Source organism: Limosilactobacillus fermentum (assembly GCF_013394085.1).
Classification (GTDB): domain Bacteria; phylum Bacillota; class Bacilli; order Lactobacillales; family Lactobacillaceae; genus Limosilactobacillus; species Limosilactobacillus fermentum.
In genome coordinates this window covers 1,366,774-1,391,361 of record NZ_CP040910.1, presented here as the reverse complement: position 1 = coordinate 1,391,361, position 24,588 = coordinate 1,366,774, and the positions used below count along the sequence as shown (strand labels likewise).

The window sequence follows — 24,588 nt, the reverse complement described above, 5'->3', positions numbered from 1 at the left end:
ATGGCTAAGCAGCTTTTATTAATCGACGGGAATAGCATCGTCTTCCGGGCGTTTTTCGCCATGCACAACCAGATGGAGAAGTTTACCAACCAGGCGGGGTTACACACGGCGGCCATCTACGGGTTCAAACTGATGCTGGATCACATATTAAAGGAGGTTCAACCAGACGCCGCCTTGGTGGCCTTTGACGCCGGTAAGACCACCTTTCGGACCGAAAAGTACGCCGATTACAAGGGGAGCCGTGATAAAACGCCGGGTGAGCTAGTGGAACAACTGCCCTACGTACGCAAGCTGGTCGAAGCAAGTGGCCTCCACGCTTACGAACTAGTTAATTACGAGGCCGATGACATCATTGGGACCCTGGCCAAGGAAGGGGACCAGGCCGGCTTTGAGACGATGATTGTGACCGGGGACCGTGATTTGACCCAGCTGGCCACCGACCACACCACCGTGGCCGTTACCAAGCGCGGGGTGACCCAAACCGAGGAGTTCACCCCGGCATACATGCAAGAAAAGCTGGGCGTCACCCCACGCCAATACATCGATGTGAAGGCCCTGATGGGGGATAGCTCCGATAACTACCCCGGGGTTACCAAGATTGGTGAAAAAACGGCGGTCTCCCTGATTCAGGAATACGGCTCTTTGGACGGGTTGTACGAAAACATCGCCGCGATGAAAAAGTCCAAGCGCAAGGAAAACCTGATCAACGAAGAAAAGATTGCTCGGGAGTGCCAAGACCTAGCGACGATCCGCCGGGACGCTCCGCTGGCGATCGGCTTAAAAGACATCGCCTACCAGGGACCGGACGAAGCCGCCCTAATTGACCTGTACCAAGAATTAGACTTCAAGTCCTTTTTAAAGGAGCTAGGCGCCCAAGAAGGGGGCGCACAAGTTGACCAAGCGCCAATCGAATATCAGGTGTTAGACGAAGACAACATGGCGTTGGTTGATCAACTCGGGGCTACCGTTTGCTTTCAATTAGAAATGCCGGACGCTAACTACCACGAATCACCACTGGCCGGCTTTGTAATTGGCGATGGCAAGCGGTGGCTAGTCAGCCGTAACGCCGACCTATTAACCACCGCCCCGCTAAAGAAGCTACTCGAAGACCCAGCGGTTGAAAAGGACGTCTTCAACGCCAAGGCCCAGCTGGTCGGCTTACACCGGTTAGGGGTTGACCTGGCCGGGGTCAACTTTGACTTGCTCTTGGCTTCTTACCTGCTCAACACGAGTGAAAACGCCAATGACTTAGGGGTGCTGGCGGCCGCCCACGATTACCACCAGGTCCAAACTGATGAAGAGGTTTACGGGAAGGGTGCTAAGCGGGCCATTCCGGCTGACGACGAGGTCTTTTTCACCCACCTAGCCAAAAAGGCCCGGGCGATTAGGGACCTTAAAGAACCCCTATACCAACAGCTGACCGATAACGAGCAACTACCGCTCTACGAAGACATTGAACGCCCCTTGTCCGCGGTCTTGGCCCACATGGAAATCACCGGGATTCATGTCGACGCAGCGACCCTAAAGGAGATGGGCTCCAAGTTAGTTGAACGTGAGGCGGAGCTAGAACAGGCAATTTACCAAGAAGCCGGCGAGGAGTTTAACATTAACTCCCCGAAGCAGCTGGGCGTAATCTTATTTGAAAAGATGAAGCTACCGGTCATCAAAAAGACCAAGACCGGCTACTCGACGGCCGTCGACGTCTTAGAAAAGCTGGCCGACCGGGCACCGATCGTCCAAGACATCTTGGCCTACCGGCAAATCAGCAAGCTGCAATCAACTTACATCACCGGCTTACTCAAGGTGATCCACCAAGACGACCAAAAGATCCACACCCGCTACTTGCAGACCCTAACGGCGACCGGCCGTCTCTCGTCAGTCGACCCGAACCTGCAAAACATTCCGGTTCGCCTGGAAGAAGGGCGCCAAATCCGGCGGGCCTTTACCCCCTCGGCACCGGGGTGGAAGATCTTTTCGTCGGACTACTCGCAGGTTGAACTGCGGGTTTTGGCCCACGTCACCGGCGATAAGAACATGCAGGCTGATTTCTTGGCGGGCAAGGACATCCACGCCGCCACGGCCAAGCGGATCTTCCACTTGCAAAGCGAAGACGAAGTGACCCCCAACATGCGCCGGCAGGCCAAGGCGGTCAACTTCGGGATTGTGTACGGGATTTCCGATTACGGCCTAGCCCAAAACATCCACGTCTCCCGCCCACAGGCCCACGAATTCATCCAGAGTTACTTCAAGGAATTCCCGGGGGTGGAAAAGTACGTTCACGACATCGTGGAACTGGCTAAACAGCAGGGCTACGTCGAAACCCTGACCCACCGGCGCCGTTACCTGCCGGAAATTCACGCGAAGTCCTTTACCCAGCGTTCCTTTGCCGAACGAATGGCCATGAACACCCCGATTCAGGGGTCGGCTGCCGACATCATCAAGATTGCCATGATCCGAATGGAAAAGGCCTTAAAGGAGCGGGGCTTACGGGCCCGGATGCTCTTGCAGATCCATGACGAACTGGTCTTTGAAGCGCCGGAAGAAGAAATCGCCACCTTAGAGGAGCTGGTTCCTTCCATTATGGACTCGGCCGTAAAGCTAGACGTACCACTGAAGGTGGAAAGCAAGTCCGGGGCAACCTGGTACGACCTGAAAAAATAAGCTAGGGCGGTGGGCAAATTACTTGCCAGTCCGCCTTTTTTATTGATAATTTAGAGTGATTATAAACAAAAAGGGGAGTTAAGTATGCCAGAAATGCCAGAAGTTGAAACCGTGCGGCGGGGGTTAATGCGAATCGCGGCCGGCCGTCAGATCAAGGGGATTGACGTCAATTACGGGAAGACGATTGAAAATGACGTCGAGGAGTTTCGCCAGGCCTTGATCGGCCAAACCATCGAACGAATCGACCGCCGGGGGAAGTACTTGCTCTTCCGCTTTTCCAACGACCTGACGATGGTCTCCCACCTACGGATGGAGGGGAGTTACTTTAACCAACCGACCGGCGCCGAAGTTGATAAGCACACCCACGTGATTTTTCACTTCACCGACGGCACCGACCTGTGCTACCGCGACACCCGTAAGTTTGGGCGGATGCACCTGGTTAAAACCGGGGAAGAAATGACGGTCGGCGGGCTGAAAACGATCGGCCCGGAACCAACTGAAGAGGACTTTCAGTTTGATTACTTCAAGCAGATCCTCAAGAAGAGCCGGAGCAAGATTAAGCCCTTCTTGTTGGATCAGTCCCACGTGGCCGGGTTAGGAAACATCTACGCTGACGAAGTCCTTTGGCAAACCCAAATTAACCCCGAGCAACCGGCTAATTCGCTGACTGACGATCAAATTAAGCGCCTGCGCGAAAACATCATCGCAGAAATCGCCCGGGCCACGGCGGGCCACGGGACGACCGTCCACACCTTTAAAAACGCCTTCGGGGACGCTGGTCAATTCCAAAATGAACTCCAGGCTTACGGGCACAGCGGTGACGCTTGCCCGCGCTGCGGCACCAAGCTAGTCAAAATTAAGGTGGCCCAGCGGGGGACGACTTTTTGTCCGCACTGCCAAGCGCTGGTGGAACCAGATGACTAAGGTAATTGGTTTAACCGGCGGGATTGCCAGCGGCAAATCGACCGTGGCGGCCCAGTTGCGCCAAGCCGGCCTGGTGGTCCTTGATGCCGACCAAGTCGCCCGGGCGGTGGTCCAAAAAGACAGTCCCGGCCTGCTAGCGCTGACCCGGGCCTTCGGACGTCAAATTTTAAAGCCGGATGGGAGCCTAAACCGGGCCAAACTAGGGCAACTGGTCTTTAGTGACCCGGCGGCCAGGAAACAAGTTGACGCCATTACCCACCCCTTGATTCGCCAAGTTTTTGAAGCAAGCCTAGCCGCGTTGAAACGACTAGGGGTGCCGCTAGTTGTCTTAGACGTTCCCTTGTTGCTGGAAGCCGGCTACCAACGCTATTGCGATCAGGTGGTGGTCGTCAAGGTTGACCCGCTTACCCAACTGCACCGTTTGATGGCCCGTAACCACTACGGTAGCCAAGAAGCCAGGGAACGAATCGCCACCCAAATGCCGTTAGCGGAAAAATTGGCCCACGCCGACGTGGTAATTGATAACAACGGGAGCAGGGAAAAGACTGCCCGTCAGGTGGCTAAGTTGATTGCTAGCTGGCGGGAAGGGGCCGATTTGCACTCTGTGGTATAATATAGTTTACGAAACTATTTGTCAGGAAATCAGGAGGAACTTCGATGCTTTGTCCACACTGTCATCATAATGGATCACGCGTGATCGACAGTCACCCCGCTGAAGATGGGATGTCCATCCGGCGGCGGCGCGAATGCGTCAACTGTGGCTTCCGCTTTACCACCTTTGAACGATACGAGGAAACACCGTTACTCGTGGTCAAAAAGGATGGAACCCGGGAAGAATTTAACCGCCAAAAGATCTTAAACGGGCTCGTGCGCTCGGCGGAAAAGCGGCCGGTCAGCATGGATAAGCTAACCAAGATTGCCGATCACGTCGAAGCCCGGGTCCGGCGCCTTGGTGAAAACGAGGTCTCCAGTCAGGTCATCGGTGAGTTTGTCATGAACGAACTTAAACCGGTCGACGAAATTGCCTACATCCGCTTCGCCAGTGTCTACCGCCAGTTTAAAGACGTCGATGCCTTCTTTAAGGAAATTGAATCGATGAAAAAGGAGGAGCGTTGATGGGTACCACCCCATTTAAGCTACAACCGCAAACCGGCTACCTCGTCGCCGCCAGTCCGGATTACGCCGGCATAGTTCAAGAGTGGTTGGTGGATTACTACCAACCACTACTTAGCCCCACGGCGCTTAGCTTATTGTTGGCACTTAGCGGGCGGTTGGTCCCCAACCCGATGCCAGCGGAGCGCCACCAGCACACCGTCCTGTTGGACCAATTAGGGGTGGGGATTAATCAAATTGACCAGGCCCGCGGCCAACTGGAGGCCCTGGGGCTGTTGCGGACCTTCTTTCGGGTCGATCAGCTGGGCCCGGTAGTGATCTACCAGCTACAGGCCTTAAAGAGCCCCGCGGAATTCATTAACGAGGACCTGTTTGCCGTCGTTCTTTTACAACACGTGGGGGAACGGCGCTACCAGCAGTTGGTGGACAAGGCTAACCGTTACCACCTGGCTACCGATGACTATCACGAGTTAACCCAGGGCTTTTTTGAGGTCTTCAAGCCGCTGGCGTCTCCGGCGGACCAGCACACCGTGGCGGCAAGCAAGGACCAGTTGGGCCAGCCGAGCGAACCACGGGTAACGGCCCCCGAACCAAGCGTTGACTGGCAATTCTTGGCCAACCAGGTTCAGGCCCAGGGATTAGCTAGCGACCAACTATCAAAGCACCGCCAGTTGATCATTGCCGAAAAGCGGGTTTACGGTTTGACGGAGCTGGAGTTGGCCACCCTACTGTTGGCGGCCACCGATTTAACCACGGGCGAACTAAACTCCGAACAGTTTAAGGCGGTGGTGGCCAACCGGGCGGCACCAAAGGAAACAGTGCCGGTTAAACCAGCCCCCCAACCGGCCGACAAAACGGGGACACTGACGCCCCAGGAAAAGGCCCTCGTGCTAGAAGCCGATCAGGGCGCCCCACTCCAGTACCTAACGAACCTCAAGAAGGCGACTGGTTCGGGCTTTGTTACCCCGACCGAGCGGCGGACCTTAGAACGGCTAGTTAGCCAGACGCCGTTAACCGACGGGGCGATTAACGTCTTGAGTTACTACGTTGTGGTTGAGCAAGGGAACGCCAATTTAGCGCCTAACTTCGTCAACACGATTGCCAATAACTGGACCCGCCAGGGCGTGCGGACGGCCGCCGATGCGGTAGCGGCGATCCAAAAGTTTTGGCAAAAAACCAGCGAACCAAAGCGGCCGACCTCCAAAAAGGGCCGGCGTAAAACAATTGTCGAACAGCTCCCCGCTTGGGCGCAGGATGACTCAAAACAACCGGCCCAAGTGGCGTCGCCAGAACAAATTCAAGCGGCCAAAGAGGCCCTGGCTAAACTCCGGGCCAGCGAAAACAAACCGCACCACAATCAATGACCCCGAGTGGTCAACGGAAAGGATGGATGGCCATGCAATCAATCAACCAGGCGGTTAGCGCCGCTTTAAAGGCCCGCGATAATAACCAGGCCTACCAGCAACTCGTCGACCACGTCTTAAACGACCCGGAAGTCCACCAGTTTCTGGCGCAAAACGCGAACTCCCTAACGGTCGAAACCATTGAGCGCGGCTACTCAAAACTGTACGAATTCTACCGGGAACGGGAGTTAATGCGCGCCGGCCGGGCAACGGTCGCCCCGGGGTATGCGCCCCGCCTCGAACTGGCCAACGGGCAAATCGCCGTGACCTACGTTCCGACCGCCCAGTTAAACGCACAACGCGAACAAGAGGCCCGCCTTAACCGGGTCCAAGCCATCAACATGCCCAAGTTCATCCGCCAGGCCTCGTTTGATACCTTTTACATGGAACCCGAACGGACCTCGCCTAGTCGCCAGCAGGCCTTCATGGCGGTGACGGACTTTATGAACCGTTACTTGGCCAACCAAGGCTTTGTTCCAGGCCTCTACTTTTCCGGCAGCTTTGGCGTGGGCAAGACCTTCTTGCTCGGCGCCTTAGCAAACGAACTGGCCGGCCGCGGGGTTGAGTCAACCTTAGTTCACTTCCCCACCTTCGCGGTGCAGATGAAGGGGGCGATCGCCAATAACACCCTCGACCAAAAGCGCGACCGGGTTAAGGCGGCCCCAATTTTAATGCTCGATGATATCGGCGCCGATGCTTTATCGACCTGGCTACGCGACGATATCTTGGGGGTTATCTTGGAGTACCGGATGCAAGAGGAGCTACCGACCTTTTTCTCTTCCAACTTCACCATGGTTGAGTTAGAGGCCCACCTGGCGGTCGATACCCAAGGGAACCAGGAGCCCCTAAAGGCTAAGCGGATTATGGAACGGATTCGCTTTTTGGCCCGAGAAGTCCCGGTCAGCGGCCGTAACCTCCGTCAAGAACAAAGGGCTTGACTTCGGGCGGGGGATTTAGTATATTAGTAAACGTTGAAAGAAAAAGTAGAAGCACCCGCTTCTCGCCTAGGTGATTGGAGTCGCCGGGCTGACGAGATTAAATCCGAATGACCATTAGGGTTAGTTCGCTTTGCGGGGGTGTGTGTGCACTCCCGTTTTTTCTTGCTTAATTTTCTTTCGCTAATCAAATTGGAGGTGTGTTGCCATAGCTCAAGGAATGATTGTCAATAACGGTATTCGTGCGCGGGAAGTTCGCCTGATCGACCAGAACGGGGAACAACTTGGTATTAAGTCCAAGCGTGAAGCATTGCAACTTGCAGAGGATGCCGGCCTTGACCTGGTGCTTGTTGCACCCAAGGCTCGCCCAGCGGTTGCGCGGATCATGGATTACGGGAAGTACCGTTTTGAGATGCAAAAAAAGGAACGGGAAGCCCGCAAGAACCAAAAGACGGTTGCCGTCAAGGAAATTCGCTTAAGCCCCACGATCGACACCAACGACTTTAACGTTAAGTTAGGTCGGGTACGGAAGTTCATCGAAAAGGGTGATCAAGTGCGCGTTTCCCTACGGTTCCGTGGCCGGGCCATTACCCACAAGGATATCGGTCGGGACATGATTGAACGGATGGCGGAGGAAACCAAAGACATCGCCACGGTTGTGCAACGGCCAAAGATGGAAGGGCGGAGCATGTTCTTAACGCTTGCCCCGCTTGATAAAGCAAAAAAATAAATTAAGAAGGTAGGAATTCGTTATGCCAAAGATGAAGACTAAGAGCGCTGCAGCCAAGCGTTTCAAGCGGACCGCTAAGGGTGGTTTCAAGAGTGGTAACTCATTTACTTCTCACCGTTTCCACGGTAAGACCAAGAAGCAACGCCGTCAATTGCGTGGTCTTTCCATGATGGACAAGTCTAACGTAAAGCGTTACAAGAAGATGATTCCTGCTAAGTAATTGCGGGACGCACAGCGAAAACTATTTAAATTTGTAGGAGGATACCACTATGCGAGTTAAGGGTGGAACAGTTACGCGCGCTCGTCGGAAGCGCATTATGAAGTTAGCAAAGGGTTACACTGGTTCTAAGCACCGTTTATTCAAGACGGCCAAGGACCAAGTGATGAAGAGTTACACTTACGCTTTCCGTGACCGGAAGGTGAACAAGCGTAACTTCCGTGAACTCTGGATTGCCCGGATCAACGCCGGTGCCCGGATGAACGGTCTGAGCTACTCCAAGCTGATGCACGGCCTGAAGTTGGCTAACATCGACATCAACCGTAAGATGCTTGCTGACTTGGCAGTTAACGACGCCGACGCTTTCAAGGCCGTGGTTGACGAAGCTAAGAAGGCCCTGAACTAATTCAATTAGTCGGGATATAAATTAGGCAAAGGCCGCTCTGGGGCGGTTCTTGCTTTTAACAATTGGCCTCCAGTAATGTTCGTTTCGAACTGCTGGGGGCCATTGTTGTTTACCACCTAACTACGATTGGAGGCAACGTCATCAAAGAGCAATCCCCAATCTATAACCGTGACCACTTATACCAGTACCGTTGGTTAGCGCTCGCCTTCACCTTTTGCGGGGGCTACATTGATGCTTACACCTATGGCTTGCGCGGCAACACGCTAGCGGCCGGTCAGACTGGTAACATCATTTTTTTCAGTGTTGAATTAGCGCAACACAACTTACCAGGCCTGGTGACCAAGTTGTGGACCTTTGTGGCCTTTATCTTAGGACTGGTGACCGTTGCCTACTTCCGGGTTCACCACCGAACCCATTAGTGGCGCATTGTCAGCTTACTGCCGGTAATTTTAATCTGTTTGGTGATCGGTTTGATCCCCACCACCTGGTCCAATAACCTGGTGGTGCCACCGCTAGCCTTTGGGATGGCGATGTTAAACCTAGCCTTTGATAAGATTGAAGGGCTGGGGTATAACAACGTTTTTTCGACCGGGAACCTAAAAAAGGCGGTGACCGGTTGGTGTGCGTACTTCTTGGAAGGGGATCGACAGGGCCTAACGGCGGCGGTTAACTACACCGGTTTAGTGAGCGCCTTTATCCTGGGGGCCTTATTGTCGGCAGTCTTACAACGGGTTTGGGGGACGACGACGATTTGGGGAGCGTCGGTCCTGTTGACGATCGTCAGCGGTTTGTACGCGTTCTTGTTGTACCGGCGTAGTCAGTACACTAAGTCGCCCTTTTACCGGTCGGGCCAAGATGATGGTCACTTAGATTGAAGCCCCAGGCGACAATTACTATAATGGTGGTAATGACTAAACACACAAGGAGAAAATTGTGCTAGAGAAATTCAAACCAACGTGGATGGTGAACTCGATTTATCACGTTCGTCCGGCGGAACTGAAGGAAGCCGGGATTCGGGCCGTGTTTTCCGACCTGGATAACACCCTGATTGCGTGGAATAACCCGAACGGAACCAAGGAACTAAAGGACTGGATGACGTCCTTAAAGGAAGCGGGGATTCCTTTGATTGTGATTTCCAATAACAGTCACCGCCGGGTGGAGCGGGCCGTGTCACCCCTGAACCTGCCCTTCGTTTCCCGGGCCCTCAAACCACTTTCGTTTGGCATTACCCGGGCCAGGACGCGCCTGGGCCTTGAAGCCAGCGAGGTGGTAATGGTGGGTGACCAGTTGTTGACCGATATCGCCGCCGCTAACGTTGCCGGCGTCCGTAGCATATTGGTCCGGCCACTACTCGACAGTGACCAGTGGAATACCAAACTCAACCGCTTGATGGAAAAGGGGGTCAAAAAGGGCCTCTTAAAGAAGTACCCCGAACAAACCTGGCAGGAGGGATTGAATGACGGAATTAAATAGGGACGAAGAACTGCGCTGCATCGGCTGCGGGGCGGTAATTCAAACCGAAGACAAGGACGCCTTGGGCTACACGCCGGCGTCGGCACTGAACAAAGGGCTGGAAACCGGTGAGTTATACTGCCAGCGGTGTTTCCGCTTGCGCCACTATAATGAGATCGCCCCGGTTTCCTTGACGGACGACGATTTTTTGCGCTTACTTAGCCACATCCGCGAGGCCAACGCCCTGATCGTTTACGTGGTGGATATCTTCGACTTCAACGGCTCGATCATCCCGGGCCTGCACCGCTTCGTCGGTAAGAACCCGGTCCTTTTGGTCGGGAACAAAGAGGACTTGTTGCCGCGGTCGCTGCGCCGCTCTAAGCTAACCGACTGGCTGCGTCAACAGGCCAACCAAGCCGGGATTCGGCCCCTGATGACAACCTTGGTTTCGGCCAAAAAGAATCACCAGGTCGAAGAATTACTGGCCACGATTGAGAAGTACCGCCAGGGTCGCGACGTGTACGTGGTTGGGGTGACCAACGTGGGGAAGTCGACCTTGATCAACCAGATCATTAAGCAACGGACCGGGGTGGAAGACCTAATCACCACCTCGCGCTTCCCGGGGACGACCCTCGATAAGATCGAAATTCCGCTGGATGACGGTCACGAACTGGTCGACACCCCGGGGATCATCCACCAAGAGCAAATGGCCCACGTCTTGCCGGCTGAGGACCTACGGCTGGTGGCACCCCAAAAGGAAATCAAGCCCAAGACCTACCAGCTGGATGAGCAGCAGACGATTTTCTTGGGGGGGATTGCCCGTTTTGACTATCTGAAGGGGCCGCGGGCTGGTCTAACCGCCTACTTTGACAACAACCTCCCCCTGCACCGAACCAAGCTGGCCAATGCCGATGCCTTTTATGAAAAGCATTTGGGCGGCCTCTTAGTTCCGCCGCATCAAAACGAAATTGATCAGTTCCCGCCGTTGGAACGGTTTGAATTTGCGATTACGGAAAAGTCGGACCTGGTCTTTGAAGGGCTTGGCTGGATCACCGTCCCAGCGGGGCTGGTGGTTGCTGGTTGGGCACCGAAGGGCGTCGGCGTCTTAGTACGGCGGGCCATGATATAGAAAGTGAGGAAGAATTAAATGAATTTACGCGGAAAGCAAAAGCGCTTTTTAAGGGCGCAAGCCAATCACCTACAACCGCTCTTTGCGGTCGGGAAAAACGGCTTGACGCCGGCCTGGGTTGACCAATTAACCGGCGCCTTAGATAAGCGGGAGTTAATGAAGGTGAATATCTTACAAAACAGTGACGCCACGGCCCAAGAGGTCAAGGACTACATCGAACAAAACAGTGAGATTCAAGTGGTACAAGTAATCGGTCGGGTCCTGGTGCTATTTAAGGTGGCCGAAAACCCCCGTTTCCAAGACCTCTCAGTGCGGGTGGCTAAAATCTAGATTGCGGGGTGAAATGTGGTGCAAGCAGTGGTAAACGTTATCCCAAAGGTTCAACCCCAACAGGTTAAAGCGGAAAGGCACCGCCGGGTCGGTTTGTACGGCGGAACCTTTAATCCCGTTCACAACGCCCATTTATTGGTCGCCGAGCAAGTCGGGCGGACCCTGTCCTTAGATAAGGTCTCCTTCTTGCCGGACATGCAACCGCCACACCGCGATCACAAGGGCACGATCGCCGCCGATCTACGGGTGGATATGCTGAAGTTGGCCGTTGCCGATAACCCCTTTTTTGACATCGAAATGGAAGAAATTAACCGCGGGGGCGTTTCCTACACTTACGATACGATCAAGGCCTTAAAGGAGCGTCACCCAGATACCGATTACTACTTCATTATCGGTGGTGACATGGTCGACTACCTGCCAACCTGGAACAAGATCGATCAACTGGTGGAGATGGTTAACTTCGTGGGGGTCCGGCGCAAGGGGGCCAAAAACGAGGCCCAGTACCCGGTTATCTGGGTCGACGTGCCGACGGTTGCCATCTCGTCATCGGACATCCGGGCCCGGGTGAAGTCTGGCCAGTCGATTCGTTACATGGTGCCACGCGCCGTCGAGGATTACATTAAGGAGCATCAGTTATACATTGACTAACGAATTAGAGTATCACCAACAGTTACTGCCGCTGAGTCGTGCCGAATTGGTGGATAAGCTTCGCCACGCCATGAAAAAGAAGCGGTTTGACCACGTCTTGCGGGTCGAAGAAACGGCCATCGAATTGGCCAAGGAAAATGGGGTCGACCTGGAACTAGCTAGCATCGCCGCTTTGTGCCACGATTACGCTAAGCAACGCCCCGACCAAGACTTCATTGCAACGATTAAGGAAAAGCACCTTGATCCCGTACTCTTAAACTACGGCAACGCCATTTGGCACGGGGTAGTGGGAGCCGAGCTGGTGGCCGATGAACTGGGGTGCCACGACCAACGGATTTTAGACGCCGTTCGTCAGCACACGGTCGGGGCGCCGTACATGACCAAGCTAGCCCAGATCGTTTACATGGCCGACTACATTGAGCCGGGGCGTGATTTTGAGGGGGTTGAACTGGCTCGCCAGGTCACCCACCAAAGCCTGGCCAAGGGAGTCGCCTTGCAAACCAAACAAACCCTGATGTACTTAGTATCAACGGGCAAGCCCATTTATCCAACTACTCTGGCGACCTACAACGCGTGGGTGCCAAGCAACGGAAAGGAAGATTAAATGCAAAGCAAAGAGTTATTAGAAATGGTCGTTAAGGCCGCGGACGGTCGGCGGGCCGAAGACATCGTCGCCCTAAAGGTGGACCAAATCAGCCTGATGGCCGACTACTTCGTGATCATGACCGGGAGCTCCAATCGTCAAGTGCAGGCAATCGCCAACGCCATTGTCGAAAAGGCCCACGAGCAACACGTTGAAATCGGCTCCGTCGAAGGGAAGGAAGCGGCCCAGTGGATCCTGGTCGACCTGGGGGACGTGGTCGTTCACATCTTCCGCGAAGAAACCCGCGAATTTTACAACTTGGAAAAGCTGTGGGCCGAAGCGCCACTGGTGAACCTGAGTGCCTGGGTTGAAGCCGAATGATTTACCAGACCTTCGCCCAACTATATGACGAACTATTTGACGACCAGCTCTACGCTGATTGGCAGTCGTTTGTGATGCGAGAGGTGCAAGCGCCGGGGACCTTGTTAGACCTAGCGGGGGGCGCCGGTCGCCTGGCCGTTCGCCTGGCCAAGCAGGGTTTTTCCGTCACCGATGCCGATTTGAGTGTGGAGATGCTGTCATTGGCCGACCAGCACGCCCAAAGTGCTCAGGTTGACCTGGCCCTGGTGGAGGCCGACATGTTGGACCTAACCGGCTTGGGCCAGTTTCAGACCATTACTTGCTTTGCCGACTCCCTGTGCTACTTAAATGACCTAGCGCAGGTGAACGCGGCCCTGACGCAGGCCGGCCAGCACTTGGCACCGGGCGGAAAGTTCTTGTTTGACGTGATTACCCCCTACCAAACCGATCAGGTTTACCCGGGTTACTCCTTTAATTACCAAGACGAGGATCACACCCGGGCCTTCATGTGGCAAAGCTTTGCCGACGAAGAGGTGGCTCACGGCGTCATTCACGACTTGACCTTCTTCATTCAACAGGGCGACGGCAGCTACCGGCGCCTGAGTGAAACCCACTTTGAACGGACCTACCCGCTGGCCGACTACCTGACGGCCCTAAAGGTGGCTGGCTTCGACCAGGTCCAAGTCAGCGCCGACTTTGGCCGCCACGAGGTTAAGGATGACACGACGCGGTGGTTTTTCGTCTGCCAAAAGGGGGGGACCATTAAATGAAGGCCGTGGGACTTGTTGTTGAGTATAACCCGTTTCATAACGGACACCGTTACCACCTAGCCCAGGCCAAGCGCCTGACTGGGGCGGACGTGGTGGTGGCCGTCATGTCGGGGAACTTCACCCAGCGCGGGGAGCCGACCATTTTAGATAAGTGGTCCCGGACACTGGCCGCCTTACAAAACGGGGTCGACCTAGTGGTGGAGCTACCGGTTGCCGACGCCGTTCAGCCGGCCCACCGCTTTGCCATGGGGGCCTTATCGTTACTAAATGATTTACAAGTTGCCGACGTGGTGTTTGGTGCCGAGCACCCGGACTGGGACTTTGCGGCGATGGTAAAAGCCGAGCAAGACTTTAACCAGGCCGCCTTCCACCAGTTCAACAATACCTACGCCACCCAGTTTAATCAGCAACTGGAAGCGGTGACTGGCCATGCCCTAACCGATCCCAACGATATCTTGGCCTTTGCCTACCACCGGGCTAAGGCCGCCGGGGACTTTGGCTTTCACTTGCAGCCGATCCAGCGCGTTGATAACCATTACGCCGATCAGCAGTTGACCGGGGCGATCTCATCGGCTGGTGCGATCCGCCAGGCGGTTAAAGGGCACCAAGACGTTACGGAAACGGTACCCGCCCAAACGGCTAGCGCCCTGGCCAAGCTAACGACGATTCCCAACTGGGAGCAACTCTACCCGCTCTTAGCCAACCACTTGATTCAAACGCCGGCGTCCCTACTTGAACAAACTTACCAGGTCAAAGAAGGCTTAGAGAACCGGCTCAAGGAGGCCGCGGAACGCCACCGGGACTTCACCTCCTTTCTAAAGGCGGTCAAGACCAAGCGCTACACGTACGGCCGGCTGATGCGGGTAGCCTTTTACTTGACGCTGAACTTATCCGACCAGGACATGGCCAACTACCACCCCTACCACCGGGTGTTAGGTTTCACGGCCGCTGGCCAGGCCTACTTGCACCAGGTCAAAAAGGAGCTGTCCTACCCGTTAATCACCAAGGTAAACCAGCGGATGAAAAACGCCGAATTGGCCCTTGACTACCGGGCGGGCAAGCTCTATCAGTTCTTTGGCACCCCAGAGCAGGATTTAACCCGGGGGCCAATTCGCCTGGTGTAAAAGCCGTGTGGTGTCAAGGGAAAACCGTTGACAAGGCCCGGGGACCCGGGTATAATTAGGCACGTTGCATTAGGAGGTTAGTACCATGAAGTGGGCATTATCTGACTTACATCGTTACCAAGATGAGCCATTGCACATTAATAGTACTTTGGATCTGAACGCATCACTGACCGATCGGTTTCCTGAAACCGTTCTGGCGGCCACGCCAGTCACGGTCGATGGTTATTTAAGCTATGACAAGGGGAATGCCACCCTTAGTACCCGCGTTGAGCTGGTGCTGACGGTGCCCTCAAGCCGATCCCTTGCTCCCGTAGAGTTGCCACTAAACTTTACGATCACTGAAACCTACCTGCCGGATGATAGTCACCGCGGGCGCTACGAAGAAGAAGATCAACTAGTCTTGACCCTTGGTCCTTCCGGCGTCATCGATCTAGATGAAATCGTGATGGAAAACATCATTGAGCAGGTCCCGCTGCGGGTGTTGACGCCGGCTGAAGAAGCCGCCGAGCGCTTGCCAGAGGGGAAGGGGTGGTCAATGGTCGATGAGGCAACCCTTGATGAGGAGCAGACTAATCAAGTTGATCCACGTTTCGCTAAGTTAAAGAACTTATTTCCTGATCAGGATAGCCGTGATTAGCGAACGGTTAGAAACCACTAGTGGATAAAAATTTTTAAGGAGGTGTCATACATGGCTGTACCAGCACGGAAGACATCAAAGACCCGTAAGCGTAACCGTCGGGGACACATCAAGTTAACCGTTCCGGGCTTAGCACCTTGCCCACAATGCGGCGAGCTTCGTAAGTCCCACATGGTTTGCCCAAGTTGTGGTTACTACGATGGCAAGCAAGTTGTTGAAAACAACTAAATCAAAAAGGCTTCCCCTTAGGCGCCGGACCTGGGGAAGCCCTTTTTTTATGGGAGGGGAATCCTGCATTAATCCTTACTAGGGTTAATGAGAGTTCTATGATAAAATAGGCGATAGTTAAATTAGGATAGTGTGCGATTGTAAGGAGAAAAAGATATGAGTCGGATTTTAATTATTGAAGATGAAGAAAACCTGGCACGCTTCGTTGAACTAGAACTGAAGCATGATGGTTACGAAACGGATGTTGAACTGGACGGCCGCCAGGGGTTAGATGCGGCTTTAAACCAGGATTTTGACGTCATCTTATTGGATCTGATGTTACCGGAATTAAACGGACTGGAAGTGGCGCGCCGGGTGCGGGAAGTCAAGGACACCCCAATTATCATCATGACCGCCCGGGATTCGGTCATTGACCGGGTCTCTGGCCTGGACCACGGGGCCGATGATTACATCGTTAAGCCCTTTGCCATTGAAGAATTGTTGGCTCGGGTGCGGGCACTGTTACGGCGGATTTCAATTGAAGGCGACGCCAACAGCGTTCACCAAACGACGGTGACCTACAAAGACCTAACGATTGAAAAGGAAAACCGGGTGGTTCGGCGCGGCGACGAGGTGATCAACCTGACCAAGCGTGAATACGAACTGCTCTTGATCCTGATGGAAAACATTAACGTGGTCATGTCTCGTAAGGAACTCTTATCCAAGGTGTGGGGGTACGATTCCAAGGTGGAAACCAACGTGGTCGATGTCTACATTCGTTACCTGCGCAACAAGATTGACCGGCCGGGTGAAAAGAGCTACATCCAAACCGTTCGTGGGACCGGTTACGTTATCCGCTCCTAGGTAGGTGGTGGCAATGGACGAACGAAAGCGGGGGAACCGCTTCGTCTCCCTCAAATTAAAGTGGGCCCTGGGAACGGCGTTGGGGTCGTTAATCATCTCGCTGGCGGTGGTGATGGTTTTGTTCTCTTCATTCACCCAGGACTTGCTCGGCCAAGAACGCCAGACGCTAACCCAATCGTTAATGGCCATTAGCCAAAAGCTAGGCCAGGCGTCTGAGAGCGAGCTCACCGCAAGTAAAGTTGACCAAACCCTCAAGGACAACGCCCTAACCCCCAAGGAGGCGGGAAGTGGAAAGGTATACCGCCGCCCGGTTGTCCAGGGCCTGTCGGATGGCCACCTGACCGTGACGGTTTATAACCGTAGTGGTAAGGATCTCTTTGCCACCGGGGAGGAAAATCAGGGCTTTCAAAAGGTCAGTGAGCAGACCATTAAAACGGTGAGTGGCAAAAAGCACCAGTACCTGATCGGGCGGGTACCGATCCGCAGTTCCAAGACCCACCAAGTGATCGGCTACCTGCAGGTGGAAAACAACCTGGATAATTACTTCCAGCACTACCGGCGCCTACAACTGATCTCAATTTTGGCCCTCAGCTTAGTGGTGATCTTTTCGGGCCTGATGGGCTACTTCTTATCCTACTTCCTCTTACGACCGCTAAATGACATCCAGGAAACGGTGGAGGTCTTGTCTGATGACCCAACCAAGAATCGCCGGGTGCCGGTCACCAGTCGGAACGATGAATTAGGTGAATTGGCCTGGATGTTCAACGAAATGATCGACCGCACCCAGCGCTACATTGATCAACAGTCCCAGTTCGTGGGCGACGTTTCCCACGAATTGCGGACCCCGGTGGCCATCATTCAGGGGCACATGCAGCTGCTAGAGCGGTGGGGTAAGGATGACCCCAAGCAACTGGAAGAATCGATTCAAGCGGCCCTAGCCGAAACGAACCGGATGAACACCCTGATTAAAGAAATGCTTGATTTGACCCGGGCGGGCCAGGTTGAAGTTAACTTTAGAAACGCCACCACGCCGGTCAAAAAGCTAGTTAATCAGGTCTACGATAACTTCCGGATGATTCACCCGGACTTTCACTTCAGCCTGGATGATGACCTAGATGAGGACGTCTTGGTGCCGGTTTACCGGGATCACCTCGAGCAAATTCTGATCATCCTCTGTGATAACGCCGTTAAGTACTCCAACGAGCGCAAGGAAATCCACCTGTCGCTCTCCCGGAACCTGCGGGCCGTTGAGATTGGGGTGCAAGACTTTGGGGAAGGAATTTCTCAAGAGGATCTTCACCGGGTCTTTGACCGCTTCTACCGGGTTGATAAGGCCAGGAGCCGTAAGAAGGGTGGTAACGGACTCGGGTTGGCGATCGCCAAACGCCTGGTGGAGGGTTACCACGGAACGGTGACGGTGGAAAGCCAGCTGGGGTCCGGTTCGCTGTTCCGGATTACCCTGCCGATCGTGGAACCAGGTGACGAAAAAGAAGCCAAAAACAAGGAAAGTGGTAAATAACCCTTCCGGCGGGCCGGCCGGAAGAGGGGGAGGATGGTGTAGCACGCACCGTTCTTCGGCTTGCTTAGGCAGCCAACCGGCGGTTAGTTGCCACGTGTTGGTCTAACATTCGAGCATAAAATAAGAGCCTGGGAGAAAACACGGTTTTCTCCCAGGCTCTTATTTTAGTGTCCCCATTCTTTTAAGCGGGCCCTGATCAAAAGCAGGGCGAGCATGGTCACTAAGAATTCGGTTATCGGCACGGCCGCCCACACCCCGGTAATGCCGAGGATGGCCCCAAGGCCAATGATCATTGGGATGAGGATCAAGTAGCCCCGTAAAAAGGAAAGGACGAAGGCAAACCGCGAGGACCCGATGGCGGTCAAGAAGATGATTGCCATCAGGTTGATGGCGGTGAAGACGGCCGAGGTGAAGTAGATTGGTAACCCCACCGTGGCGTACTTAACCAGTTGGGCCTGGTGCTCGGCGTTGAAGATTCCGATGATCGGCCCCTTAAACAGGACTAAAATCAGGGTTAATAAGAGGGCCAGGCTAATGGTGATCTTAAAGGCGTGGTTTAGGATCTGCTTGCCGGCGGTGAAGCGGTGGTCGCCGACTTCGCGTGAGATTAGTGGCTGGGCCCCGAGGGCAACCCCGTTGGCAATCGCAATCGTCACAATCGCGATGTTGGAAATCACCCCGTAGGCCGCCACGGCGTAGTTACCAGCCAGGTGCAACAAGACGAGGTTGAAGACGTAGATCGAAACCCCGTTAGCCAGTTCGTTAGAGGCCGCGGCAACCCCAAGCCGGGCGGCGGTGGCGACGCTTTTCAGGCGCGGCCAAGTCCAGTACCAGTGGAGCTGGCGGCCCTTGAAACGGCGGTGAAAAGACAGTACCGTCAGGCTGCAGACCGGTGAAAAGAGGACGGCGAGGGCCGCCCCTTCCATATGCAGACCGAGGCCAAAGATGAACAACCAATCGACGAGGATCACCCCGGTGGTTTCGGTTAAAGTTGCGATCATCGTCAGGTTAGGGTTGCCGTCGTTTCTGACGAAGTTGACCACAATGTAGTTGGCCATGTAAAAGGGGGCCGCCAGGCTAATGATCCGCACGTAGGTTAGCCCCATTGGTAAGGTGGCGGCGTTGGCTCCTAGTAGGTGCAAAAGTGGGGTGGCAAAGAGGTTGATTAGGATGGTCACCAGGATCCCCAGTCCAGCCACGAAGATAATTAGCTGGCTAAACAAGTGCTCGACCCGCTCGGGGTGGGTGAGCTTGTTTAACGAGTAGTAGGCCGCCCCACCAACCCCCAATAAGAGCCCAGTTGCGTTAAAGGCCGAAAAGAGGGGGAGGGCCAGGTTTAAGACGGTCAGTCCCAGCGGCCCGGCGGCAATTGAGATGAAGAGGGTATCGATGATTACGTAGATTGAAAGCCCCAGTGAGGCCGCAATGTTACGGGTGATGTAGTGATTACTTTCCTTGATGATGTTGGGGGTGTTGGTCATAGCGATTCTAACTCCTTTAAAGACTGCCTCCCCCAAGTGGGCGCCTGTAAGCAAGTCGTTAGTGAAATTTGTGTGGGACCCGGCGACCCCAACGTTCCATATTTGTTTCAGCTGTGATTCTAGCAAGAAGTAACGGCGGTGGTCAAGGAGGCGGGGTTAGATCAGGATCCCCCGTAGGTGATCGCACTCGTGTTGGACGGCTTGGGCGGCCAGCCCGGTTAGTTCGAGTTCTTGTTGTGCTCCCGTCAGGTCCTGGTAGGCGACCGTGATTCGTTCAAAGCGGGTGGTCGACCGGGTACCGGTTAACGATAGGCACCCTTCTTTGGTTTGGTAGGGGTGCGCTTTTTTAACCAGCCGCGGGTTGAGCATCGCCACGTTAACGGGGCCGAGGCTAACGGCGATGATGGAGACTGGAAAGCCGATCATGTTGGCCGCCATGCCAATGCAGTGGTCTTGGTGGGCGGTGAGGGTGGCGACCAAGGCTTCGGCTAATTGGCGGTCGGCGCTTGTCGCCGGCCGGGCGGGTTGCTGGAGGACTTGTTGATCGTGGTTGATGGGGTAAATCATGAAAAGCTCCTTTCAAAGTTGGGTGTGACAACGACTAAACTTAATACACGGGTAAGTAATAAAGAAATAGCTGAAGATCGTCGCTTTGATCTCCAGCTATTTTTACTTACCGTTGTTATTTGTGGTGGTGTTGCTTGCCGGCGTTGCGGTTTTTCCTTGGTCGCGGGGCGCTGGTGGCACCCTTGGCCGGGGCCGCACTAGCCGGGGTGGTAACGAGTGGCTCAACCGGCTTTGGTGGGTTCTTCTTCATTTCTTCGTGGATTTGCTTGCGGATCCGTGGCCGGTAGATGTTAACCAACCAGGTTTGCAGGATCGCAAACACCCCACCGATGAAAAAGTACAGGCCTAACCCGGCCGATGCTTGCCAAGAGATGAAGAGGATCATGATCGGGCTCATCATCAGGGCCATGCGCATCTGCTTTTTTTGGTCCTCGGGCACGCCTAGCATCGATAGCCAGCCCTGAATTAGGTAGGCGACGAAGGCCATGATGGCTAACAGGGCGCTCCGTTGCCCGAGCTGGAGGCCAAAAAAGGAAGCTTGGGCCAGGTCTGGGGAGTAGCGGATGGCAAAGTAGAGGGCCGAAAAGACCGGCAGCTGAATTAAGAGGGGCAAGCAGCCGATCCCACCGGTTAAGGAGACGTTGTTGTCCTTGTAAAACGACATCATGGCCTGGCTAGCGGCCGCCTGTTCTTCGGGGGTCTTCGCCCGCTTTTGCCGTTCCTGGAGTGCCCGCATCTGTGGTTGTAGCATCGCCATGCGCTCTTGCATCATGGTGGACTTTTTCATTTGGCTCATCATCAGCGGCAAGAGGATCAAGCGGACCACCACCACGAGGGCGACGATGGCCCAACCGTAGGAGTTGCCAAAGAGGCCGGCAAACCATTCCATCAGGTGTTGCATTGGCTTGGCTAGGTAGTCGTAAACCATTCCGTATGGCTTCCCACTCTTGGTGGTGCGGACACAACCACTAAGGAGGGTGAGGGCCATCGTTAGGCCCCCGGCGACCAAAAAGCGTTTTTTCTTCATTTGTTAAAGTTCCCTTTCAAAAATCACTATAAGAACAATCTTACCCTAAAGAAGGCTCTAATACCACTAGAACCCTTCTCGAATGCTGAAATCGGCGAAGTCGGCGAGGTTTTCTTGCTTAACTTGCACCCGGTCGACTTGGGCCCAGCGGTTGGGGCCAGCTTGGATTCTTTTTAAAAAGGTGCGCACCGCTGCGTGCTGGCCCTGAACGACGATTTCAACTTGGCCGTCGGCGCGGTTTTTGACCCAGCCGACCAGGCCCAGTTCGTTAGCAATTTCAAGGGTCGCCCAGCGAAAGCCAACCCCCTGCACCCGGCCGGCAACAAGTAAGTGGTAGTTAATCATGGTAAGATCGTCCTTTCGTGTTGTTCGTGGTAAGATGAATGGAAATGGATTTTGAGGTGAAAGAATTGGTAGAGGAATTAACGTCGGTCAAAAACGCCCGGGTTAAGGAGTGGAAGAAGCTCCAGACCAGAAAGGGACGCAAGCAACAGGGGCGCTACCTACTGGAAGGGTGGCACCTGGTTAACGAAGCCCTTCAGGCCGACCGCGGTCTGCACGAGTTAATCGGCACTAAAGAAGAACTCGCGGCTCACCCTGATATTGTAGCACGCTTTAAAGAGGTCTATTCCGTGACCCCGGCGATCATGGCGGCCGTTACGGAAACGGTCACCCCCCAGGGGATCATGGTGGTGGCCGACCTACCGGATCTGCATCAGGTGGCCACCGACCTGAGCGGAGCCTGGCTCTTTTTAGACCGGGTTCAAGACCCGGGGAACGTGGGGACGATGGTGCGCACGGCCGACGCCGCTGGCTTTGCCGGCGTGGTCGCCGGGGACGGGAGCGCCGACCTGTTTTCCCCCAAGGTGGTTCGTTCCATGCAGGGGAGCCAGTTTCACTTGGCCCTGTACGAGGGCGACTTAAAGAAGTGGTTTGAAGACGTTAAACAAGCCGGGTACCCGGTCTACGGGACCCAGTTAAACCCGGCGGCGAAGGACTTCCGAATCGTCACGCCGCAGGGGGGCTTTGCCCTGGTGATGGGTAACGAAGGACGCGGGATGAGCGAGGAGTTGTTGAAACAGACGACCGCCAACCTCTACATTCCGATGCGTGGCCAAGCGGAATCGCTGAACGTCGCCGTTTCGGCCGGCATTTTGATGTTTGAACTGGCCGACGCGTTAAACGGTTAAGATCCGGTTAAATTTGGTTTTACTTACAAAAACAAAGGGCGATTAACTCCCCTTTTGTTCAGGAATCGTGTACAATAAAGTAAACTAAAGCAAGCAAAGGGGTAATGCAATTAATGAAATCAAAGAACGAATGGCGCCAGGACGGAGAATACGTTGCACTTGTCAGTGACCTGCTGGAACAACCAGCGGTCCAAAAGTTAGCTAATTACACGCAGCACCACCACTCCAACCGCTTGCAACATTCAATCGCGGTTTCTTACGATAGTTACCGGCTGGCGAAACGTCTAAACCTGGATTACCAGGCAACGGCGCGGGCTGGTTTGCTACACGATTTATTTTACTACGATTGGCGGACGACCAAGTTCGACTTGGGGACGCATGCCTTCATCCACCCCCGGGTGGCCCTTCGTAATGCCGAAAAAATCACGTCGCTTTCCAACAAGGAAAAAGACATTATTTTAAAGCACATGTTTGGCGCCACCGTGGCCGTCCCCCGTTACTGGGAAAGTTTGATTGTATCCCTTGTTGATGATTACGAAGCGGAGCAGGAATTCTTTGGCCCAGTGCGGGCACGTTTACGCAAGCGTCGTGAACGGGTGAAGGCAACCCAAATTAGTTAATCATTTGAGGGGGATTTGTATGGATCAAGCAACGATGGAACGGAGCGACACCTTCTGTTTGTGTCCCCGTTTTTCGCACACCTTTTCCATTTTAGGCAAGAAGTGGAACGGGTTGATTATCGAAGTTTTGTTACACGAAGAAAGCCAACGGTTTAAGGATTTAGCATCTAGCATTGACCGGTGCAGTGACCGGGTCCTTTGCGAACGGCTCAAGGAACTGGAACAAGAGGGGATTGTCAGTCGTAACACCTACCCGGGGGAAAGCCGGGTTGATTACTCGCTGACTGAACAGGGGAAAGACCTCGCCCCCGTAATGGCGGCCGTTCATAACTGGAGCGATAAGTGGTGCTAACCCCCTTGACCAAGGCAGTGGCAATGAGTACAATGTTAACTGTTTAAAAAGACAGTGATGGAAACTAGTAACTGTCACAAGTAGTTTCAGGGAGGTCGGGGTAGCAACTGGAACCCCAACCACTACTTCAGCAGCGAATTTCACTTCCGGAGTCGGTACTTGTACCCGGTTGATTACCGTTACCAATCAAAAAAGTGTTTGGCAATTGTCAAGAACTAGGGTGGTACCGCGAAGCCTCGTCCCTTTTTGGACGGGGCTTTTTCTTTACCATCGAAAACAAGGAGGCTTTTATGAGCTTAAAGGAGCGGCTGGAAGAATTACGCCAGCAAGGACTGGAAGAAATCAAGCAAAGTGACGACCTGGACCGGGTCAATGACGTGCGGGTTAAGTTGTTGGGAAAGAAGGGCCCGTTAACCTCAGTCTTACGGGGGATGAAGGACCTGTCCGCCGACGAACGGCCAAAGGTGGGGAAGTTCGCTAACGAAATCCGCGACGAATTAAAAGCAGCGCTAGAAGAAAAGCGGGCCCAACTGGAAAAGGCGGTCTTGGACGCGAAGTTAGCGGCTGAAGCCATTGACGTGACCCTGCCGGGGACCCCGGTGGCCCAAGGGCAGCCCCACGTCTTACAACAAATCATCGACCAACTAGAAGACCTCTTCATCGGGATGGGGTATGAAGTGGCCGTGGGGGACGAAGTGGAACAAGAGGTGTACAACTTTGAAAAGTTGAACCTGCCAAAGGACCACCCGGCCCGCGACATGCAAGACACCTTCTACGTGACCCCGTCTGTTTTGATGCGGACCCAAACGTCGCCAATGCAGGCCCGGATGCTGGAACAACACGACTTCTCCAAGGGGCCGTTGAAGATGATCTCACCGGGGAAGGTTTACCGCCGTGACACCGATGACGCTACCCACAGCCACCAATTCCACCAGGTTGAAGGAATCGTGGTCGGTGAACACGTCACGATGGCCGATTTAAAGGGGACCCTAGAGGTGGTGGCCCAAAACCTGTTTGGCGACCAGCTCAAGGTGCGTCTGCGTCCGAGTTACTTCCCGTTCACGGAACCGTCCGTCGAGGCCGACATCACTTGCTTTAATTGCCTGGGGGCCGGTTGCTCAATCTGTAAGGGGACTGGTTGGATCGAGGTGTTGGGGGCCGGAATGGTGCACCCAAACGTCTTGAAGATGTCTGGCGTCGACCCGGAAGTTTACGGCGGCTTTGCCTTTGGGCTGGGCCCGGACCGGTTTGCCATGCTCAAGTACGGGGTGGAAGACATCCGCGACTTCTACCAAAATGACGTCCGCTTCTTGACCCAGTTTGACCAGAAAGGATAAGT

29 protein-coding genes, 1 pseudogene and 2 other annotated features are annotated in these 24,588 nt (G+C 54.4%); of the genes and pseudogenes, 26 read left to right on the top strand and 4 right to left on the bottom strand.

The features are described 5' to 3' along the window. The 22 genes and pseudogenes from polA to FG166_RS06845 all read left to right on the top strand — a co-directional run bounded on the left by polA (position 1) and on the right by FG166_RS06845 (position 18,012). A complete protein-coding gene (gene polA / locus FG166_RS06950) occupies positions 1-2,661 on the top strand; it encodes a DNA polymerase I (protein ID WP_021349091.1) in 2,661 nt (886 codons plus the stop codon). An 84-nt stretch (positions 2,662-2,745) separates the two neighbouring features. After that, on the top strand, positions 2,746-3,585 hold the full coding sequence (gene mutM / locus FG166_RS06945; protein WP_003683696.1) for a DNA-formamidopyrimidine glycosylase: 840 nt from the start codon (positions 2,746-2,748) through the stop codon (positions 3,583-3,585). Beyond that, positions 3,578-4,198, top strand: a complete 621-nt coding sequence (gene coaE / locus FG166_RS06940; RefSeq protein ID WP_003683697.1) for a dephospho-CoA kinase — start codon at positions 3,578-3,580, stop codon at positions 4,196-4,198. The genes mutM and coaE overlap by 8 nt, the downstream gene beginning before the upstream one ends. A gap of 44 nt (positions 4,199-4,242) precedes the next feature. Further along, positions 4,243-4,701 carry a transcriptional regulator NrdR gene (gene nrdR, locus FG166_RS06935; protein ID WP_035431149.1) on the top strand — a complete coding sequence of 153 codons (459 nt, stop codon included), beginning with the start codon at positions 4,243-4,245 and terminating at the stop codon, positions 4,699-4,701. Continuing rightward, complete coding sequence (locus FG166_RS06930; protein WP_003683699.1) at positions 4,701-6,062, top strand: DnaD domain protein; 1,362 nt, start codon at positions 4,701-4,703, stop codon at positions 6,060-6,062. The genes nrdR and FG166_RS06930 overlap by 1 nt, the downstream gene beginning before the upstream one ends. A gap of 32 nt (positions 6,063-6,094) precedes the next feature. Beyond that, positions 6,095-7,039, top strand: a complete 945-nt coding sequence (dnaI, locus tag FG166_RS06925; RefSeq protein WP_035431152.1) for a primosomal protein DnaI — start codon at positions 6,095-6,097, stop codon at positions 7,037-7,039. 37 nt (positions 7,040-7,076) lie between these two features. Continuing rightward, positions 7,077-7,209, top strand: a sequence feature (ribosomal protein L20 leader region). Between the two features lie 47 nt (positions 7,210-7,256). Then, entirely contained in the window at positions 7,257-7,766 is a 510-nt protein-coding gene (gene infC / locus FG166_RS06920) for a translation initiation factor IF-3 (protein WP_003683701.1), read from the top strand. 22 nt (positions 7,767-7,788) lie between these two features. Next, positions 7,789-7,986, top strand: a complete 198-nt coding sequence (rpmI, locus tag FG166_RS06915) for a 50S ribosomal protein L35 (protein ID WP_003683702.1) — start codon at positions 7,789-7,791, stop codon at positions 7,984-7,986. 49 nt (positions 7,987-8,035) lie between these two features. After that, positions 8,036-8,389, top strand: a complete 354-nt coding sequence (gene rplT, locus FG166_RS06910) for a 50S ribosomal protein L20 (RefSeq protein ID WP_003686209.1) — start codon at positions 8,036-8,038, stop codon at positions 8,387-8,389. 62 nt (positions 8,390-8,451) lie between these two features. Beyond that, positions 8,452-9,264: pseudogene (locus FG166_RS06905) on the top strand (YoaK family protein). 58 nt (positions 9,265-9,322) lie between these two features. Beyond that, the gene (locus tag FG166_RS06900) at positions 9,323-9,862 is read left to right on the top strand and encodes a YqeG family HAD IIIA-type phosphatase (RefSeq protein ID WP_015639244.1); all 540 of its coding nucleotides are present in this window, start codon (positions 9,323-9,325) and stop codon (positions 9,860-9,862) included. Further along, the gene (gene yqeH, locus FG166_RS06895; RefSeq protein ID WP_003683713.1) at positions 9,846-10,970 is read left to right on the top strand and encodes a ribosome biogenesis GTPase YqeH; all 1,125 of its coding nucleotides are present in this window, start codon (positions 9,846-9,848) and stop codon (positions 10,968-10,970) included. Before FG166_RS06900 ends, yqeH begins: the two co-directional genes overlap by 17 nt. A gap of 18 nt (positions 10,971-10,988) precedes the next feature. Continuing rightward, positions 10,989-11,300, top strand: a complete 312-nt coding sequence (gene yhbY, locus FG166_RS06890) for a ribosome assembly RNA-binding protein YhbY (RefSeq protein WP_003683715.1) — start codon at positions 10,989-10,991, stop codon at positions 11,298-11,300. A gap of 18 nt (positions 11,301-11,318) precedes the next feature. Next, positions 11,319-11,948 carry a nicotinate-nucleotide adenylyltransferase gene (locus FG166_RS06885; RefSeq protein ID WP_003686217.1) on the top strand — a complete coding sequence of 210 codons (630 nt, stop codon included), beginning with the start codon at positions 11,319-11,321 and terminating at the stop codon, positions 11,946-11,948. Beyond that, positions 11,941-12,552: a bis(5'-nucleosyl)-tetraphosphatase (symmetrical) YqeK gene (gene yqeK / locus FG166_RS06880; protein ID WP_003683720.1), complete on the top strand. Its 612-nt coding sequence runs from the start codon at positions 11,941-11,943 to the stop codon at positions 12,550-12,552. Before FG166_RS06885 ends, yqeK begins: the two co-directional genes overlap by 8 nt. Then, positions 12,553-12,912 carry a ribosome silencing factor gene (gene rsfS / locus FG166_RS06875; protein ID WP_003683721.1) on the top strand — a complete coding sequence of 120 codons (360 nt, stop codon included), beginning with the start codon at positions 12,553-12,555 and terminating at the stop codon, positions 12,910-12,912. After that, positions 12,909-13,661: a class I SAM-dependent DNA methyltransferase gene (locus FG166_RS06870; RefSeq protein ID WP_003683723.1), complete on the top strand. Its 753-nt coding sequence runs from the start codon at positions 12,909-12,911 to the stop codon at positions 13,659-13,661. Before rsfS ends, FG166_RS06870 begins: the two co-directional genes overlap by 4 nt. Continuing rightward, a complete protein-coding gene (locus FG166_RS06865; RefSeq protein ID WP_003683726.1) occupies positions 13,658-14,785 on the top strand; it encodes a nucleotidyltransferase in 1,128 nt (375 codons plus the stop codon). The genes FG166_RS06870 and FG166_RS06865 overlap by 4 nt, the downstream gene beginning before the upstream one ends. Positions 14,786-14,870: 85 nt before the next feature. Continuing rightward, complete coding sequence (locus FG166_RS06860; protein WP_003683729.1) at positions 14,871-15,422, top strand: YceD family protein; 552 nt, start codon at positions 14,871-14,873, stop codon at positions 15,420-15,422. Positions 15,423-15,473: 51 nt separating this feature from the next. Next, positions 15,474-15,650 (top strand): 50S ribosomal protein L32, encoded by a 177-nt coding sequence (rpmF, locus tag FG166_RS06855; RefSeq protein WP_003683731.1) that lies wholly within the window; start codon positions 15,474-15,476, stop codon positions 15,648-15,650. 156 nt (positions 15,651-15,806) lie between these two features. Further along, entirely contained in the window at positions 15,807-16,493 is a 687-nt protein-coding gene (locus FG166_RS06850; RefSeq protein WP_003683732.1) for a response regulator transcription factor, read from the top strand. A 13-nt stretch (positions 16,494-16,506) separates the two neighbouring features. Continuing rightward, a complete protein-coding gene (locus FG166_RS06845; protein ID WP_003683735.1) occupies positions 16,507-18,012 on the top strand; it encodes a HAMP domain-containing sensor histidine kinase in 1,506 nt (501 codons plus the stop codon). A gap of 164 nt (positions 18,013-18,176) precedes the next feature. Here FG166_RS06845 and FG166_RS06840 read toward each other — a convergent pair whose 3' ends face one another. The 4 genes from FG166_RS06840 to FG166_RS06825 all read right to left on the bottom strand — a co-directional run bounded on the left by FG166_RS06840 (position 18,177) and on the right by FG166_RS06825 (position 21,432). After that, a complete protein-coding gene (locus FG166_RS06840; RefSeq protein ID WP_035431156.1) occupies positions 18,177-19,493 on the bottom strand; it encodes an MATE family efflux transporter in 1,317 nt (438 codons plus the stop codon). Positions 19,494-19,649: 156 nt separating this feature from the next. Continuing rightward, a complete protein-coding gene (locus FG166_RS06835) occupies positions 19,650-20,060 on the bottom strand; it encodes a peptide deformylase (RefSeq protein WP_003683738.1) in 411 nt (136 codons plus the stop codon). A gap of 115 nt (positions 20,061-20,175) precedes the next feature. Next, positions 20,176-21,087, bottom strand: a complete 912-nt coding sequence (gene yidC / locus FG166_RS06830) for a membrane protein insertase YidC (RefSeq protein ID WP_003683740.1) — start codon at positions 21,085-21,087, stop codon at positions 20,176-20,178. Between the two features lie 66 nt (positions 21,088-21,153). Continuing rightward, the gene (locus tag FG166_RS06825; RefSeq protein ID WP_003683743.1) at positions 21,154-21,432 is read right to left on the bottom strand and encodes an acylphosphatase; all 279 of its coding nucleotides are present in this window, start codon (positions 21,430-21,432) and stop codon (positions 21,154-21,156) included. A 44-nt stretch (positions 21,433-21,476) separates the two neighbouring features. On the opposite strand from FG166_RS06825, the gene FG166_RS06820 reads away from it, so the two are divergent. The 4 genes from FG166_RS06820 to FG166_RS06805 all read left to right on the top strand — a co-directional run bounded on the left by FG166_RS06820 (position 21,477) and on the right by FG166_RS06805 (position 24,586). Beyond that, the gene (locus tag FG166_RS06820; RefSeq protein WP_023466598.1) at positions 21,477-22,277 is read left to right on the top strand and encodes a TrmH family RNA methyltransferase; all 801 of its coding nucleotides are present in this window, start codon (positions 21,477-21,479) and stop codon (positions 22,275-22,277) included. A 113-nt stretch (positions 22,278-22,390) separates the two neighbouring features. Beyond that, a complete protein-coding gene (locus tag FG166_RS06815) occupies positions 22,391-22,897 on the top strand; it encodes an HD domain-containing protein (RefSeq protein WP_035431161.1) in 507 nt (168 codons plus the stop codon). Between the two features lie 19 nt (positions 22,898-22,916). After that, positions 22,917-23,249, top strand: a complete 333-nt coding sequence (locus tag FG166_RS06810; protein ID WP_003683749.1) for a winged helix-turn-helix transcriptional regulator — start codon at positions 22,917-22,919, stop codon at positions 23,247-23,249. Positions 23,250-23,294: 45 nt separating this feature from the next. After that, positions 23,295-23,496, top strand: a binding site (T-box leader). 43 nt (positions 23,497-23,539) lie between these two features. Next, a complete protein-coding gene (locus FG166_RS06805; protein ID WP_003683751.1) occupies positions 23,540-24,586 on the top strand; it encodes a phenylalanine--tRNA ligase subunit alpha in 1,047 nt (348 codons plus the stop codon). Positions 24,587-24,588 lie beyond the last annotated feature (2 nt).